Source organism: Bradyrhizobium sp. SPXBL-04 (assembly GCF_051853035.1).
Classification (GTDB): Bacteria; Pseudomonadota; Alphaproteobacteria; order Rhizobiales; family Xanthobacteraceae; genus Bradyrhizobium; species Bradyrhizobium zhanjiangense.
In genome coordinates this window covers 8,246,681-8,261,665 of the sequence record NZ_CP182472.1, presented here as the reverse complement: position 1 = coordinate 8,261,665, position 14,985 = coordinate 8,246,681, and the positions used below count along the sequence as shown (strand labels likewise).

Here is a 14,985-nt window from a genome sequence, read left to right as displayed (position 1 = left end):
CCGAAATCCGCCCGGGGAACCAAACCCTGGAGGCGGCTTTGGCGACATCGTCCCGCCAGAATTCGCGGGGAAGGACTCCCCCAAGGGAAGACACCCTTATGTGATCTGGCCGCTTTGCGAGACGACGGCCGGACCGGTAAACTCAATTGAACGTCGCGATTTGCGGAAGGGTTTTTGGCCCCCGATGACCATTGCCGACCAAGTGACGGGATCGACGATCGCGGGAACCGCGGATGCCAAACCCGCAGGCATCACGCCGCGGGCCGCCGCGCCGGCCATCACGCTGCCGGCCATCGGCGAGCGCGAGCTCCGGCTCGATCTGTTCCGCGGGCTGGCGCTGTGGCTGATCTTCATCGACCATCTGCCAACCAGCCTGCTGACTTGGTTCACTATCCGCAATTACGGCTTCAGCGACGCCACCGAGATCTTCATCTTCATCTCCGGCTACACCGCCGCCTTCGTCTACGGGCGGGCGATGCTGGAGAACGGCGTCGTCATCGCCACCGCGCGCATCCTGCGGCGCGTCTGGCAGATCTACGTCGCCCACGTCTTCTTGTTCACGATCTTCCTCGCCGAGATTTCCTATGTGGCGACCAGCTTCGAAAACCCGCTCTACACCGAAGAGATGGGCATCATGGATTTCCTCAAGCAGCCCGACGTCACCATCGTGCAGGCGTTGCTGCTGCGCTTCCGGCCCGTCAACATGGACGTGCTGCCGCTCTACATCGTGCTGATGCTGGCGCTGCCGTTGATCCTGTGGTCGATGAAGTGGAAGCCCGACGTCACGCTCGGCCTCTCGGTCGTGCTCTACGCGGTGACCTGGGAATACGACCTCTACTTTTCGGCCTATCCGAACGGCTTCTGGGCGTTCAATCCGCTGGCCTGGCAATTGCTTTTCGTCTTCGGTGCATGGTGTGCGCTCGGAGGTGCGCGACGCATGTCGCGCATTCTGGCCTCACCGGTGACGATGTGGATTGCGATCGCCTATCTGGTCGCAGCGTTCTACGTGACGCTGACCTGGTACGTGCCGCAGCTCGGTCACCTCATGCCGAAGCGCATCGAACAGTGGATGTATCCGATCGACAAGACCGATCTCGACGTGCTGCGCTTCACCCATTTCCTGGCGCTGGCCGCGCTCACCGTGCGCTTCCTGCCGCGGACCTGGCCGGGTTTGAAATCGCGCTGGCTGCGGCCGCTGATCCTGTGTGGGCAGCATTCCCTCGAGATCTTCTGTCTCGGCGTCTTCCTGGCCTTCGCCGGCCATTTCATCCTGGCCGAGGTCTCCGGCGGCGCAGCCATGCATGCGTTGATTAGTCTCTCCGGAATCCTGATCATGTGGGGGGTGGCCTGGGTCATTTCGTGGTACAAGAGCGTGGCTGACAAGAGCGGTGCGAAAACCAAAAACGCCGTCGGCAACGCCGATCTGGCGGGAGGGGGCTGATGAAGGCGAAGGTTCTCCTGAGCCTGATCCTGCTATGCGGTGGTCTCGCCGCGCCCATGGCGCGCGCGGGCGATGCTGCGTCTGCTGCTCCGGCCGCGCCCGCGGCCTGCGAATTGCCGCCCTATCTGCTCACCAGCGAAAGCCGGCTTCCCAAGGTCGCCGACGCCGTCAAGGCCGGCAAGCCGCTCGAGATTCTGGTCATCGGCAGCCGCTCGACCACGATTCCTTCCTCGGAGAGCAGCTCATATCCGGCGCGCATGGAGGTGAGCCTCAAGGACAAGCTGCCGCCCTCGGAAGCGGTGCACGTCTCCGTAGAAATACAGAGCAAGAGGACGGCACAGGAGACCGCCGCCACCTTCGTTAAGCTGATGGAAGCAAAAACGCCTACTTTGGTCATCTGGCAGACCGGGACCGTGGATGCTATCCGATCCATCGATCCCGACGAATTTCGCAGCGCAGTAACCGAAGGGGTTACTGCGTTGCAAAAGACAGGGGCTGACGTCGTCTTGATGAATTTGCAGTACAGCCCGCGTACCGAAACCATGATCGCGGCGCAGCCTTTTCTCGATAACATGCGCGTGGTGGCGCAGGAGCACGACATCCCGCTGTTCGACCGTTTCGCGATCATGCGACAGTGGAATGATCAGGGCCAGTTCGACCTGTTCAACCCGTCCCGCGGGCCTGAGCTCGCGAAACAGGTTCATGATTGCCTTGGCCGGGCGTTGGCACAATTCGTGATCGACGCTGCCCATCTGGAGCCGGCCCAGCAGCAAAATTGAGGTCTAGCGTTAATGAGTTCTCTCCGCCCTTTTTGTCTGACGTCATGGCTGGCTGCGCCCGCAGCAGCAATGCTGCTGGTGCTGGCACCCGCTTCGCAGCTGCGCGCGCAGACGCAAGCCGCACAGGCGACGCCCGCGCCCGCGCAGCCGGCTGATCCCGCTTCCGCACCGCCCTCCCAGACCACCGTCGCCGCGACGTCCCCCGATCAGCGCGGCATCGCCGCGCGCGCCATCGACAAGGTGAAGGAGGTCGCAAAGTCCGCCGGCGACATCTTCAGCCGCGTGCCCTGCCTGCCGCCGAAGGGCGGCTCGAAGGCGATGGGCACGCTGCCGCATGTCGCAAGCAAGCTCGTCGCCGGCCAGCCCGTCGTCATCGTCGCGTTCGGCTCGTCGTCGACCGCAGGATTCGGTGCGAGTTCGCCGGAGTTCAATTATCCGAACCGCCTCGCCGCACAGCTGCGCCGGCATTATCCGACTGCCGACATCACCGTCGTCAATGCCGGCGTTGGTGGCGAGGATGCGCCCGAGATGATGAAGCGCCTTCAGACGCAGGTGATCGACGTGCATCCGGATATGGTGATCTGGCAGGTCGGCACCAACGCCGTGCTGCGCAACCTCGATCCCGGCGAGACCGCAAAGATGGTCGAGGACGGCATCTCCCGCATCCAGGCTGCGGGCGGCGCCGACATCGTGCTGGTCGATCCGCAATATTCGCCGGCGGTCAACCAGCGCGCCGAGAGCGCCGGCAAGATGGTGAAGCTGCTCGGCAAGGTCGCCGAGCTCCGTCACGTCGGCATCTTCCCGCGCTTCGAGGTGATGCGCGAGTGGCACGAGAAGCAGGCGATCCCGGTCGAGGGCTTCGTCATCGCCGACGGCCTGCACATGAACGATTGGGGCTATGCCTGCTTCGCCCAGCTCCTCGGCGACGACATCATCCACTCCGTCGGCCAGATCAAGCTCGGTGTGAACGTGCCGGCCGACGTGCGCGCATATCGGCCGATGTAACATCGGTGCCGTAGGGTGGGCAAAGGCGCGCTCTTCGCGCGCCGTGCCCACCATCTATCGGCAGTGTGATCGTGAATGGTGGGCACGCTTCGCTTTGCCCACCCTACGAGTCCGAGCCTTTGGCTCGCTCACGCCTTCTCCAGCGCCGCGGTGAGATCCTCGATCAGATCGTCCGCATGCTCGAGCCCGGCGGAGAAGCGGATGAAGCCCTCGCTGATGCCAAGCGCGGCGCGGTCTTCCGGCTTCAAACGCTGATGCGTCGTGGTCGCCGGATGCGTGACGAGACTCTTGGCATCGCCGAGATTGTTGGAGATCTTCGCCAGCTTCAATGCATTGAGCACGCGGAACGCGGCCTGCTTGCCGCCCTTGACCTCGAAGCCGATCAGCGTCGAGCCGCCGCGCATCTGCTTCTTCACCAGGGCTGCCTGCGGATGATCGGCGCGACCGGGATAGACCAGCCGCGAGATCTTCGGATGGCTCGCCAACGCCCCGGCAATGCGCGCCGCGGTGTCGGTCTGCGCGCGCACGCGCACGCCCAAGGTCTCAAGGCCCTTGAGCAGGACCCAGGCGTTGAACGGCGAGATCGACGGACCGGTCTGGCGCATGAAATTGTGGATGTGCTCGGCGATGAAGGCTTCCGAGGACAGGATGATGCCGCCCAGACACCGGCCCTGGCCGTCGATGTGCTTGGTCGCGGAATAGACCACGACGTCGGCCCCTAACGCGAGCGGGCTCTGCCAGATCGGCGTTGCGAACACGTTGTCGACCACGAGCCGCGCGCCGCCCTTGTGCGCGATCTCGGCAATGCCGGGGATGTCGAGCACATCCAACGTCGGGTTGGTCGGACTCTCCAGGAAGAACGTCTTGGTGTTGGGCTTGAGCGCCCGCTGCCACTGGTCGAGATCGAGCCCGTCGACCAGCGTGGTCTCGATGCCGTAGCGCGGCAGCAAATCCTGCACCACATAGAGACATGAGCCGAACAGAGCCCGCGAAGCCACCACATGGTCGCCCGCCTTCAGCGGCGCCAGGATCGCGGTCGTCACCGCGGCCATGCCGGTTGCCGCCGAGCGGGCCGCCTCGGCGCCTTCGAGCTCGATCATGCGGCGCTCGAACATCGCGATGGTCGGGTTGGAGTAGCGCGAATAGATGAAGCCGGGGTCCTCGCCCTTGAACCGCGCCTCGCACTCCTCGGCGCTGTTGTAGACGTACCCTTGCGTCAGGAACAGCGCCTCCGACGTCTCGCCATATTGCGAGCGCAGGGTCCCGGAATGGACCAGGCGGGTTTCGGGACGGTAGGTGGCAGGCGACTTCGACATAGGACCCTCCGACATGACCGTCGAGCGAGAACGGTCACAAAAAAACCGGCCTGGATATCTCCACGGGCCGGGATCACAGAGGTCCCCGGCCTGTTTAGCGACTTATTTAACGTGGCTGCAAGCCGGCCGGCTCAAATCACCACGGGATAAGTGATGCTCATATTCCGCAATGCCCTTTCCGTCAAGGCGTCCATCGGATAGCCGTAAAAGGCTAGTATTTCCCGTATATCGGGATGAGTTGCCCCTTGCTGAGGATCCCCGGTTGACGTTCACGGTCGCTGCCGACGCCAATGGTATCCTGCCCGACCGCATGATCGCGGCGATGGCGGAGGCGGGGCTCATCCTGCCCGCCTACGACTTCGTCGAAAGCCAGATCCAGCCGGCGAGCCTCGATTTGCGCCTCGGCGACATCGCCTATCGCGTCCGCGCCAGCTTCCTGCCCGGTCCCGGCGCCACCGTCGCCGAGCGCATCGACGAATTGAAGCTGCACGAGTTCAGCCTGGCTGACGGCGCGGTGCTCGAGACCAATTGCGTCTACATCGTGCCGCTGCTGGAAAGCCTCGCGCTGCCGCCGGAGATCGTCGCGGCCGCGAACCCCAAGAGCTCGACCGGCCGGCTCGACGTCTTCACCCGCGTGATCGCCGACGGTACCCGCCGCTTCGACATGATCGGCGCCGGCTATCACGGCCCGCTCTATGCCGAGATCAGCCCGAAGACGTTTCCGGTGCTGGTGCGCGAGGGCTCACGCCTGTCGCAGGTGCGCTTCCGCACCGGCGACGCCATCCTCAATGCCGACGAGCTCGATGCGCTGCATGCCACCGAGCGCCTGGTCGACATCGACGATGCCGATCTCTCCGGCGGCGTCGCCGTCTCCGTCGACCTGTCGGGTGAGAAAGCGAACGGCTTCGTCGGTTACCGCGCCAAGCGCCACACCGGCGTCGTCGACGTCGATCGCCGCTCCGGCTATGCAGTGGAAGATTTTTGGGAGCCGATCTCGGCCCGTCCCGACGGCAGCCTGATCCTCGATCCCGGCGAGTTCTACATCCTCGCCTCCAAGGAAGCTGTGCAGGTCCCGCCCGACTACGCCGCCGAGATGGTGCCATTCGATCCCCTGGTCGGCGAATTCCGCGTGCACTATGCCGGATTTTTCGATCCCGGTTTCGGCTATGCCGGTGCCGGCGGGCAAGGCGCGCGCGCCGTGCTGGAGGTGCGCTCGCGCGAAGTGCCGTTCATTCTCGAACACGGCCAGATCGTCGGCCGCCTCGTCTACGAGAAGATGCTGGCGCGCCCCGACGCCATGTACGGCCAGCGTATTGGCTCCAACTACCAGGCGCAGGGCCTCAAACTATCGAAGCATTTTCGGGTGTAGCCCGATCCTGTAGCCCGGATGGAGCGCAAGCGTAATCCGGGAGTTCTCTCGCTTGTGGCACCAATCCCGGATTACGCTGCGCTCCATCCGGGCTACATTCCGGCGAGGTGGCGAGATGACCGATCAATCCGAACTCGACGCAAACATCATCGAAGACGTCGCGGACGCGCTGATCTATTCGGATCGCTCCGGCACGATCACGCGTTGGAATCGGGCATCGACCGCCCTGTTCGGCTTCTCCGCCGGGGAAGCGCTGGGTCAAAATCTCGATCTGATCATTCCAGAGCATCTGCGCGCCGCGCATTGGAAAGGCTTCGAGGCGGCGCTTGCCAGCGGCACGATGAAGCTTGCAGGGCGTCCGACGCTGACACGCGCGCTGCACAAGAGCGGGCGCAAGCTCTACATCGAGATGACCTTCGCGCTGGTGCGCGATGCCGCTGGAGCGGTGCAGGGATCGGTGGCGATGGCGCGCGACGTGACGGAACGCGTCGAGCGCGAGCGCGCTGCCAAGGCCGCGCAAAATTCGTGATGCGGAATTGACGGGCTGCCGTGCAGGGCGGTCTGCATGCGCGTCATGTTGCCTGACACCGGGCGCAGTGACACACTCGATCGAAACAACGATCGGGAGCGAACATGACCGCCGCATCAGACACGGCGCAGGAAGCCCAATGGAAACGCTGGCGCGCGGTCGCGGATCTCTATCACGCCTACTTCACGGGCCTGATCCTCACCGTTGTCACGCGGCGCGGCACGGCGGATGCCGCAGAATTCGTCTTCCGGGTGTTCCGCCGCCAGCAGCAGGAGCGCTTCCTGCCGGGCCTGGAAAAGCTCGGCCTGCGTCATCTGCCGCCGGCGGTGGCTGCTGCGCAATATCACTATCTCTCCAACTGGATCGGCGGCGTGCATGTCGAATACATGTATGAGAGCGACCGCAAAGCCTGGATCCGCTATCCGCCGCCGCGCTGGATCTGGAAGGGCACCGCGATCTGCGGCGTGCCCGGCGAGGTCAGCCGCGCGATGCTGCGCGGCTGGCACGCCAACAACGGCGTCGCGCTCGGCGATCTCCGCTTAGGCTTCGTCTGCACCAAGCAGAGCGTCGATGGCCAGGACGGTCTCGAAGGCTATTACCATCAATACGACCACCCACTCGAGCTCGACCAGCGCCTGGCGTTCGCGCGGCATCTGGAGGCCCCTACGTTCGATGCGAAGACCGCGCCGGCTTTGCCGGTTGCGAGCTGGCCGAAACCGCGGCTGGAAAAAGCCTATCGTAACTACGCGATGGAATATGTCCGCACCGCCGCGCCGGTGATGGTGCAGCTGTTCGGTCCGGAAGATGCCGGCTATCTGCTGCACCTCACCGGCAAGCTGATCGGCATGCAGTATTTCGACGAGATCGCGGCGGCGTTGGCGATGAGCCGCGGCGGTGCGCGCGAATTCGCATCGTTCCTGAACGCGCTGTTCGCCGCGCAGGACGATGTGTCCGAAACGGTGCAATCAGAAGGCGCGTTCGAAACAAGCCAGCAGAGCTGGAAGCTGATGGATGATGTCACCGACTATCACCCCGCCTGCACCAACGTGCTGGAGGGGTTGTTCCAAGGGCTGGCCACGGGCTGCGGGCGGCACATCGGCGTGCACATGCGCACCGCGAAGAGCGGTCGCCCGCCGCTGGTGTGGACGATTGAATAGGCGAGCGGGCCGCCACCACTTCGCCTCTCCCCGCCTGTGGGGAGAGGCCGGAATTTGCGAAAGCAAATTCCGGGTGAGCGGGAGTCTCCACGAGTCCAACTGTCACTGCCTTTGCCGCAGCAGCCCCTCACCCCAGCCCTCTCCCCGTAAGAACGGGGAGAGGGAGAAGGAAAGCCGCTGCCGCAGGGCACTCCTGCACCTGACGCAGGAGGAATCGGCGCGCAGCGTGCTAACAAGCCCCTGTTGCGCTTTCCGCGCGAAGAAATCGATTGGCACACCTAGATATTGCCGCGCCGCAATTGGCGCTTGTGCCCGGGAGAGGACATGTCCGACATCGCCGAAATCCCGGTCGATGCACAGGAGCGCCCGCTGCCGCCGCCTCCGCGGCCGGTCAGAAGCGCGCTGACTGACGGCCCGATCCTGCGCACGCTGCTCGGGCTCGCCTGGCCGAACGTGATCGGGTTATCGGCCGGCATGTGCGTGGTGATCGCCGAGACCTCTTATGTCGGCCGGCTCGGTGTCGAGGCGCTGGCCGCGATGGCGCTGGTGTTTCCGACCGTGATCCTAACCATGACGATGTCGGGCGGCGCCATGGGCGGCGCGGTGGCCTCCGCCATCGCGCGCGCTCTCGGCGCCGGAGATCGCGAGCGCGCCGGAACGCTCGCCGTGCACGCGATGCTGATCGGCATCAGCTTCGGTCTCGTCTTCATGCTGGGCATGCTGATCTTCGGGCCGCGCCTGCTGGAATTGCTCGGCGGCCGCGGCAATGTGCTGACCCACGCAATCGCCTACACGCAGGTGTTTTTTGGCGGCGCGGTGCTGCCCTGGCTGCTCAACACCATGGCCGGCGTCCTGCGCGGCACCGGCAACATGAAGCTGCCGTCGCTGTTGATCCTCAACTCGGCGGCTTGGCAGGTCGTGCTCGGCGGCACGCTGGGCCTCGGGCTCGGACCGGTGCCGCAGCTCGGCATGCGGGGCGTTGCGGCCGGCGCGCTGATCGCTTACTCCATGAATATCTGTATCATGGGTTGGTACCTGTTCTCCGGCCGGGCCCGCATCGCGCCGAGGCTGCGCGGCTTGCGCGTCCAATGGGCGATGTTTTTCGACATCCTGAAGGTCGGCGCCATCGCCTGCTTCTCGCCGCTGCAATCGGTGCTGACGATCTCGATCTTCACCCACATGCTGGCGAAGTTCGGCACTGCGATCCTCGCCGGCTACGGCATCGGCGCGCGGTTGGAGTTTTTGCTGACCTCGATCGCGTTCTCGTTCGGCATTGCCTGTGTGCCAATGGTAGGGATGGCGATCGGCGCGGGTCGCATCGCGCGCGCCCGGCGCATCGCCTGGATCGCCAGTGCTGCCGCTTTCGTGGCGGTCGGCGCGCCGGCATGCTTCGTTGCGATGTTCCCCGATCTCTGGGTCAATATCTTCACCGACAGCGTCGCCGTGCGCGCAGCGAGCCATCAATATCTGTCAACGGTCGGACCGTTCTACGCTTTCTTCGGCCTTGCAACGACGATGTATTTCTCCTCGCAAGGCGCCGCGAAGGTGATCGGGCCGGTGCTGGCGCAGACCGCGCGGCTGATCTACATCGCAGCCGTCGGCTGGTGGCTGTCGACCCACGACGCCACCGCGCAGAGCTTCTTCTGGCTGGCCGCGAGCTCGATGGTCGTGCTCGGCCTGCTGTCGTGCTCCAGTGTGGTGCTGACCCGCTGGGGACCGCGCCAGACGAAATCTGCGATCAGGCCAGCTCTGTCAGGTGCTGCCGACTAAAGCGCGATGAGATTAGGATGAATCGTCATCGCGCTTTAGGTTGTTGTTTGAGCATGATCTTTTCGGAAAACCGCTGCGCACTTTTCCGGATCATGCTTTAGCGATGCCTATGGCGGCGATGGCCGCCACCGCCGCCGGTGTTGGCGAGCCGCATCAATCGCCATCATGTCGCCGCCGCCCATGCCGCCGAGCCCGGTCGGCATATAGCCGCCTCCACCCATCGGGATGTAACCGCCGTAGTTCGGCGCACCGAAGCCGCCGCCCATCATCCCGCCGACCCCGCCGCCGCCATTCTCCATCATGCGGCTCATCATCGGGCCCATGGTCTGCATCAGCATGGCAAAGCGGCGCTTGCCCATCTTTGCCTTCATCATTTCCAGCATCGGGGCCATCTGGGTCATCATGTCCTCGCCGCCGGCGCCGCCGCCGCCAAAACCTGCGAACTGCGCCTTCGCCGGCGAGCTCGCGATCGACAACAACAGCAGCACGGCGGCCGCCTGACAGATCACCTTGTCCGCACCTCTCATGGCATGCTCCTCGCGTGCGTGGCTCCGCCGGGAGAGCGGAACCAACCGGGCGCACGTCGCCATGGTTATGGCTGGCGAGGGCGGAGCTCTGTGAGAAAACTCACGGAGGATGATCAGGCCGCCGCGGGCGGAAACGCTCTGTGCAAGGCGGTCACGGCTTCGCCGGTCTGCCCCTGAATATAAGGCGCAAGCTCGTTCGGCAGCATGTCGATGATCCAGACCAGGCGACACCGTTTCTCACCATCGGCAATCACCTGCACCGAGGCGCTGTAGTGCTTCAGCCGCTCGTTGCTGATGGCGTAGACCAGCCGCTGTCGCGCGTCGTCGCAATCGACCAGTACCTCGCGTGCCACCGAGCCATTGGCGAAGGTGACGATGCGCGCGTCGCCATCGAGGGTGCAGGCGGTGACGAAGCCGGGCACCAGCCGCTGATGCAGCGCGCCGAAATCGCGCACCGCGTCCCAGACATCGTGCGCGGAGGCGGGAAGGGGAATGTCATTGTGGATGGAGGCCATGGAGATGTCCTTGATTCAATAGGTGATCGCCACAAACACCGTCATTGCAAGCGTAGCGAAGCAACCCAGAGTCTTTCCGCGGAGACAGTATTGGTAGGGTGGGCACGCTTTCGCTTTGCCCACCCTACGAAGTCTCGTAAGCGGCTAAAGCTCACACGCAAACCGCCTCGACATTGTTGCCATCAGGGTCGATCAAGAACGCCGCATAATAGGTCGGGCTGTAGTCCTTGCGCGGGCCGGCGCCGCCATTGTCGCGACCGCCGTTCTTCAGGCCTTCGCTGTGGAACGCCTTCACCGCGTCATGGTCCTTGGCACGGAACGCGATGTGGGCGCCGTCGGCCTTGCGTCCCTTGTTCAGGTGCAGCCACAGCGCCGGCTCGCCCTTCGGCCCGAAGCCGGCATAGCCGTCGCCGCTCGAGCACAGGACATGGCCGAGCGGCGCCAGCACCGCGGTGTAGAAGCGCGTGGCAGCGTCGAGGTCGGCAACGCGCAATCCGATGTGGTCGTACATATTCGTCTCCATTTGCAAAGCGCGCCGCAACTGGCGCGCGCCGGAGCCGAAGCTAGTCGAGGGGAGGTGGGACGCTCTTGGAAAATCTTGCGCTCGGTGGCCGGTTAGGTCGCCGGCGTCTCCGCCTGCCACCGGATCACCCGCTTTAGGTGATACAGCTGGACCCACATGTTGGCTCCGATCACACTAACCGTTGCGACGATCAATGCCGTGAGCTTGTGCGGTTTATGGAGGGCGAGGACGAGCAGGAACGCGGACAGGATCGCCGTGACTCCAAAGCTGGACCAGAGCCCGATGAGGCGTGGTGCAAACCAGGTTGGCTCTCCATCGGGGCCCCACTGCATCGGAATCTTGCGCGAGTTGATCTGGCGGCCGTAATAGAGGGCGCAGCCCGCGATGAAGGCGAGCCCCACGGCAAGCGCGATCAGCGTGGCCGCAATCACGTTACCCGAGGGACTGTCCATCTGCCGGCTCGCCGCATTGACGGGGCGTTGATTCGCCCTTCGGTTGTAGTACAGCGCGATGTGCCGCGGGCGCCAGCGCGTCGCGCCTGTCTGGTCAACAGACGGTTACCTGCGATGCCGGGCCTGTCTCAGTTGAGGACGAGGCGTTCCCCAAAAATGCTGCGTTCCCCCTTCGAGGCCTGACGGAACTTGGTCGGAGACACGCCCGCGGCTCGGTGGAAGGTGCGGACGAAGTTGGAGAGGTCGCCAAAGCCGACGTCATAAGCGATGTCGGTGACCGCGATGTCTTCATCAGTGAGTAGCCGCGCCGCATGTCGCAAGCGCGAGCGCACCAGATATTGATGCGGGGTGACACCGAGCACGCTCGAGAACAGTCGGAGGAAATGGAATGGGCTAAGGCCCACTTGCCGCGCGGCCTGTTCCAGGCCGACTTCGGATTGCGAATTGTCGTCGATCCACAACGCAGCTTCCACCGCGCGCCGTCGGTCGCGCGCGGTCGGTGGTGTCTGCTTGCGCGCCTTGCCCGAGGCGACATCGATAAAGCGGCCGGCCAGGATGTGACCGATTTCGTCGAGGCCAATGTCGCTGTTGCCATCTGCCGCCGTCTGGGCGAGTTCACCGAACACCATCAGCTCGGGCAGCGGGGGCGTCGCGCCGATCTGCCAGACCTCGCGACGTCCACCAAGAGCGTCGACCAGGTCCTCACTGAGGAAGAAGCCCAGACAGACGTCGCCGGACACGTGCTCATGCGTGCAGGTGTATTCCTCGCCGGGGGCGCCGACCAGCATCGAGCCTGCCACCAGTTCGAAGAAGCCGGCGCGGCAATGGCAACCAAAGCTGCCCGAACGGACATAGGCGATGGAATGGCCGGTGCGGCATTCGGCAAACGGCGTGTCGTCCGGTCCCGCATCGCAGCGAAACTCGGAGACGGTCATCGAGCGTGTCGTCAGCAGCGTGGTCGCGTCCATGCCGCCTTATCTAGGTGGGGGCACGCGGCGGGGCAACGGGCAGCAGCACTTCGAACAGCGTCTTGCTGGCGACGGGATGAGCGCCCTCGAGCGCCAGAAGCCGCCGCTTGGAGATCACGCCGCCGTAAGGCGAGAGCCGGTCGGTATAGTTGCCGGCCTCCAGCACCCGATGGCAGGGCACGATCAGCATGTAGGGATTTTTCGCGATCGCCTGCGCCACCGAATGCGCGGCACCGGAGGCACCCAGCGCCTTGGCGACCTCGTGATAGGTGCGAGTCTCCCCGCGCGGAATGGTGCAGGCGAACTCATAGACGCGCCGGTTGAAGCCGGGCACGCCGCCGGCGTCCAGGCTGACGTCGGAAAAATCGGGGTCGCTGCCTTGCAGCAGAGCTACGATGCCCTCGATCGCAAGCTCGGCGTTCTCGGACGGCCGCTGCTCGCGCGCCTCGGGATGGATCGCAAAAATCCGGCGGCGGGTGTCGATCTCCCGCGCCTCGGGCAATTGCACGGCGACCACGCCGGTGCTGCTCCAGATGATGCCGCAGCGCCCTATGGCCGTGTCGAATATCGCGTAAACACGCCCCACCATGCACACGCCCCACTCAGTGCACGTTTCTGCCCAGACCGGCGATCATAACACCGCCACAATCCGGCGCACCTGGAATCTTGCCAAAACGTTAAGAAGCGTCAGGCCGGCCGCGCCAAAGCGCTTGGCGCGCGGCGCCGTCTCGGCTAATCAGGAGGCGCGCGGCTTGCGCATCCGCGGGCGTAGTTCAATGGTAGAACGGCAGCTTCCCAAGCTGCATACGAGGGTTCGATTCCCTTCGCCCGCTCCAAGCTTCAGTTCGGCAGGCTTCGCAGGAATTCCACGAGCGCCGCGTTCACCTCCGCCGGCCGCTCCTGCTGCGTCCAATGTCCGCAGCCCGGCAGCATCTTGATCTCGCGTAGCTGCGGCACCCATTGTCTCATGTTGGCGAGATGCTCGGCGGCGCCGGGGAAGGCAAGGACCATGTCATGGTCGCCGGCGATGAAGAGCGATGGCACGACCACCTTCACGCCCTCGAAGGCGCCCATCAGCTCCCAGTTGCGATCGATGTTGCGGTAGTAATTGAGCGGCCCGCGAAATCCGCTGCGGGCAAATTCGGCGCCATAATGGTCGAGGTCGGGGCCGTTCAGCCATGAGGGCAGCGGCACCTGCACCTTCGGCAACATGTCGTCCTTGCGCGAGACCATCCCGACGCCGGCGGTCCTGCCGGCGCGCTCGGCATTGGCGCGGATCGCTGCCGCCCCTTCGCCGGAACCGCCAAACAGCATGGCGCCGAGTGTTGCGCGCGGATCCCTTTCGAATTCCGCTTCGGCGACACCCGGCTCCTGAAAGTACAGCTGATAGAACTGCGCATCCGCCGTCTGCGGCATGACGCTGGTCGGCCGCACCGGACTGCGTGGGCGATAGGGTACGCTGAGGATGGCGGCGGCACGGAAGCGATCGGGACGCAGGCGCGCCGTGTGCCAGGCGATTGTCGCGCCCCAGTCATGCCCGACGATAACGGCGTCCTTGGCCTCGAACGCGTCGAGCACGCCGACGAGATCGCCGATCATATGGAAGATCGTATATTGGTCGATCGCTTCCGGCCGGTCGCTCTTGCCGTAGCCGCGCATGTCGGGCGCGACAGCGTGGTAACCGGCCGCTGCCAGCGCCTCGAGCTGGTGGCGCCAGGAGTACCAGCCTTCCGGAAAGCCGTGGCAGAGCAGCACCATTGGCCCCTCGCCCTGCTCGGCGATGTTGAGGCTGATGCCGTTGGCCTTGATCGTCCGCTGCGTCGGCTCGCCCATGTCGTCGCCTCCCTGACATGATTGTTGGGAGCATCCTAATCGGGCCTCCAGGCTGCGCAAAGATTCTAATATATTGCACCGTCGCTCCCGGCGTTCGCCTCTCGCCCAGTTTAGGCTCTTGCCCAGGCGGCATGCAGTCGTTGCGCCGGGCAACGCTTGGATGAAGGCCAGGGCTGAAAAAATGGACCAGCAGAAACTCGATCGCGCGATCGGTCGGCGCCTGAAGACGCTGAGGACGCAGGCGGGCATGACGTTGAACGAACTTGCGGCGCGGTCCGGCGTCAGCCGGGCCATGATCGGGCGGGTGGAGCGGGCGCAGAGCAGTGCGACGGCCGCACTGCTCGGAAAACTCTGCGCGGCGCTGGATGTGTCGCTGAGCGATGTCGTCGCGCTGGCCGAGAAGCCGCCGGAGCGGCTGGTGCGGCTGGCCGACCAGCCGCATTGGCGCGATCCCGACAGCGGCTACCGGCGGCGTCACGCCTCGCCGCCGGATGCGGCAAGCGGCATCGAGATCATCGTCGTCGACCTGCCGGCCGGCGCCCGCGTTTCCTACAGTCCCTGGGGCCGCAACGCCTTCACCCAGCAACTGTTGATGCTGGAGGGCGCGATCGCCGTGCATATCGACGCCAAGGCGGTGCGGCTGCGCGAGGGCGACTGTCTGGATTTCGACGTGATGCGCGCGGTGATGTTCGAGAACGAGACCCGTCAGGATGCACGCTACGTCATCATCACGCGGCGCGGCGCCTCTTACGGAAAGATGTGATGGCACTGACGCGATCCGAGACGCTGGAGTGAAGCCTT

The 14,985-nt window shown here is 64.7% G+C and carries 15 protein-coding genes, 1 tRNA gene, 1 pseudogene and 1 riboswitch; of the genes and pseudogenes, 9 read left to right on the top strand and 8 right to left on the bottom strand.

Annotated elements, in window-relative coordinates; all coding sequences use genetic code 11:
- Window positions 1-184: 184 nt before the first annotated feature.
- Genes ACNJX8_RS39335 through ACNJX8_RS39325 form a run of 3 tightly spaced genes read left to right on the top strand, consistent with a single transcriptional unit; the run spans window position 185 to window position 3,225 of the window.
- Window positions 185-1,441 carry an OpgC domain-containing protein gene (locus tag ACNJX8_RS39335; RefSeq protein ID WP_128940205.1) on the top strand — a complete coding sequence of 419 codons (1,257 nt, stop codon included), beginning with the start codon at window positions 185-187 and terminating at the stop codon, window positions 1,439-1,441.
- Window positions 1,441-2,220 carry an SGNH/GDSL hydrolase family protein gene (locus ACNJX8_RS39330; RefSeq protein WP_128955830.1) on the top strand — a complete coding sequence of 260 codons (780 nt, stop codon included), beginning with the start codon at window positions 1,441-1,443 and terminating at the stop codon, window positions 2,218-2,220. Before ACNJX8_RS39335 ends, ACNJX8_RS39330 begins: the two co-directional genes overlap by 1 nt.
- Window positions 2,221-2,232: 12 nt before the next feature.
- Window positions 2,233-3,225 carry an SGNH/GDSL hydrolase family protein gene (locus ACNJX8_RS39325; RefSeq protein ID WP_439358977.1) on the top strand — a complete coding sequence of 331 codons (993 nt, stop codon included), beginning with the start codon at window positions 2,233-2,235 and terminating at the stop codon, window positions 3,223-3,225.
- 128 nt (window positions 3,226-3,353) lie between these two features.
- Here the strand turns inward: ACNJX8_RS39325 and ACNJX8_RS39320 are convergent, their stop codons facing one another.
- Entirely contained in the window at window positions 3,354-4,541 is a 1,188-nt protein-coding gene (locus ACNJX8_RS39320) for an O-succinylhomoserine sulfhydrylase (RefSeq protein ID WP_439358975.1), read from the bottom strand.
- A 73-nt stretch (window positions 4,542-4,614) separates the two neighbouring features.
- Window positions 4,615-4,694, bottom strand: a riboswitch (SAM riboswitch).
- Between the two features lie 109 nt (window positions 4,695-4,803).
- Between ACNJX8_RS39320 and ACNJX8_RS39315 the strand changes: the two genes are divergently transcribed.
- From ACNJX8_RS39315 to ACNJX8_RS39300, 4 genes are all read left to right on the top strand, one after another.
- On the top strand, window positions 4,804-5,910 hold the full coding sequence (locus ACNJX8_RS39315) for a 2'-deoxycytidine 5'-triphosphate deaminase (RefSeq protein WP_128936881.1): 1,107 nt from the start codon (window positions 4,804-4,806) through the stop codon (window positions 5,908-5,910).
- Window positions 5,911-6,025: 115 nt separating this feature from the next.
- On the top strand, window positions 6,026-6,439 hold the full coding sequence (locus tag ACNJX8_RS39310) for a PAS domain-containing protein (protein ID WP_439358973.1): 414 nt from the start codon (window positions 6,026-6,028) through the stop codon (window positions 6,437-6,439).
- Between the two features lie 104 nt (window positions 6,440-6,543).
- Entirely contained in the window at window positions 6,544-7,596 is a 1,053-nt protein-coding gene (locus tag ACNJX8_RS39305; protein WP_439358971.1) for a hypothetical protein, read from the top strand.
- A 324-nt stretch (window positions 7,597-7,920) separates the two neighbouring features.
- Window positions 7,921-9,366 carry an MATE family efflux transporter gene (locus ACNJX8_RS39300; RefSeq protein ID WP_439358970.1) on the top strand — a complete coding sequence of 482 codons (1,446 nt, stop codon included), beginning with the start codon at window positions 7,921-7,923 and terminating at the stop codon, window positions 9,364-9,366.
- A 97-nt stretch (window positions 9,367-9,463) separates the two neighbouring features.
- Here ACNJX8_RS39300 and ACNJX8_RS39295 read toward each other — a convergent pair.
- The 6 genes and pseudogenes from ACNJX8_RS39295 to ACNJX8_RS39270 all read right to left on the bottom strand — a co-directional run bounded on the left by ACNJX8_RS39295 (window position 9,464) and on the right by ACNJX8_RS39270 (window position 12,940).
- Window positions 9,464-9,893 (bottom strand): annotated as a pseudogene (locus tag ACNJX8_RS39295) (hypothetical protein).
- A 113-nt stretch (window positions 9,894-10,006) separates the two neighbouring features.
- Window positions 10,007-10,408, bottom strand: coding sequence for an SRPBCC family protein (locus ACNJX8_RS39290; protein WP_439358968.1), 402 nt, complete (start codon window positions 10,406-10,408; stop codon window positions 10,007-10,009).
- Between the two features lie 151 nt (window positions 10,409-10,559).
- Window positions 10,560-10,919 (bottom strand): VOC family protein, encoded by a 360-nt coding sequence (locus ACNJX8_RS39285; protein WP_164935100.1) that lies wholly within the window; start codon window positions 10,917-10,919, stop codon window positions 10,560-10,562.
- Window positions 10,920-11,023: 104 nt separating this feature from the next.
- A complete protein-coding gene (locus ACNJX8_RS39280; protein ID WP_128936874.1) occupies window positions 11,024-11,383 on the bottom strand; it encodes a hypothetical protein in 360 nt (119 codons plus the stop codon).
- A 128-nt stretch (window positions 11,384-11,511) separates the two neighbouring features.
- Window positions 11,512-12,351: a helix-turn-helix transcriptional regulator gene (locus tag ACNJX8_RS39275; protein WP_128936873.1), complete on the bottom strand. Its 840-nt coding sequence runs from the start codon at window positions 12,349-12,351 to the stop codon at window positions 11,512-11,514.
- A 10-nt stretch (window positions 12,352-12,361) separates the two neighbouring features.
- On the bottom strand, window positions 12,362-12,940 hold the full coding sequence (locus ACNJX8_RS39270; protein WP_128936872.1) for a methylated-DNA--[protein]-cysteine S-methyltransferase: 579 nt from the start codon (window positions 12,938-12,940) through the stop codon (window positions 12,362-12,364).
- A 173-nt stretch (window positions 12,941-13,113) separates the two neighbouring features.
- Here ACNJX8_RS39270 and ACNJX8_RS39265 point away from each other — a divergent pair.
- Window positions 13,114-13,187 (top strand) — tRNA-Gly (locus tag ACNJX8_RS39265).
- Between the two features lie 4 nt (window positions 13,188-13,191).
- Here the strand turns inward: ACNJX8_RS39265 and ACNJX8_RS39260 are convergent.
- On the bottom strand, window positions 13,192-14,184 hold the full coding sequence (locus ACNJX8_RS39260; RefSeq protein ID WP_439358965.1) for an alpha/beta fold hydrolase: 993 nt from the start codon (window positions 14,182-14,184) through the stop codon (window positions 13,192-13,194).
- Window positions 14,185-14,365: 181 nt separating this feature from the next.
- Here ACNJX8_RS39260 and ACNJX8_RS39255 point away from each other — a divergent pair, with 181 nt between their 5' ends.
- Window positions 14,366-14,947, top strand: a complete 582-nt coding sequence (locus tag ACNJX8_RS39255; RefSeq protein ID WP_128942033.1) for a helix-turn-helix domain-containing protein — start codon at window positions 14,366-14,368, stop codon at window positions 14,945-14,947.
- Window positions 14,948-14,985 lie beyond the last annotated feature (38 nt).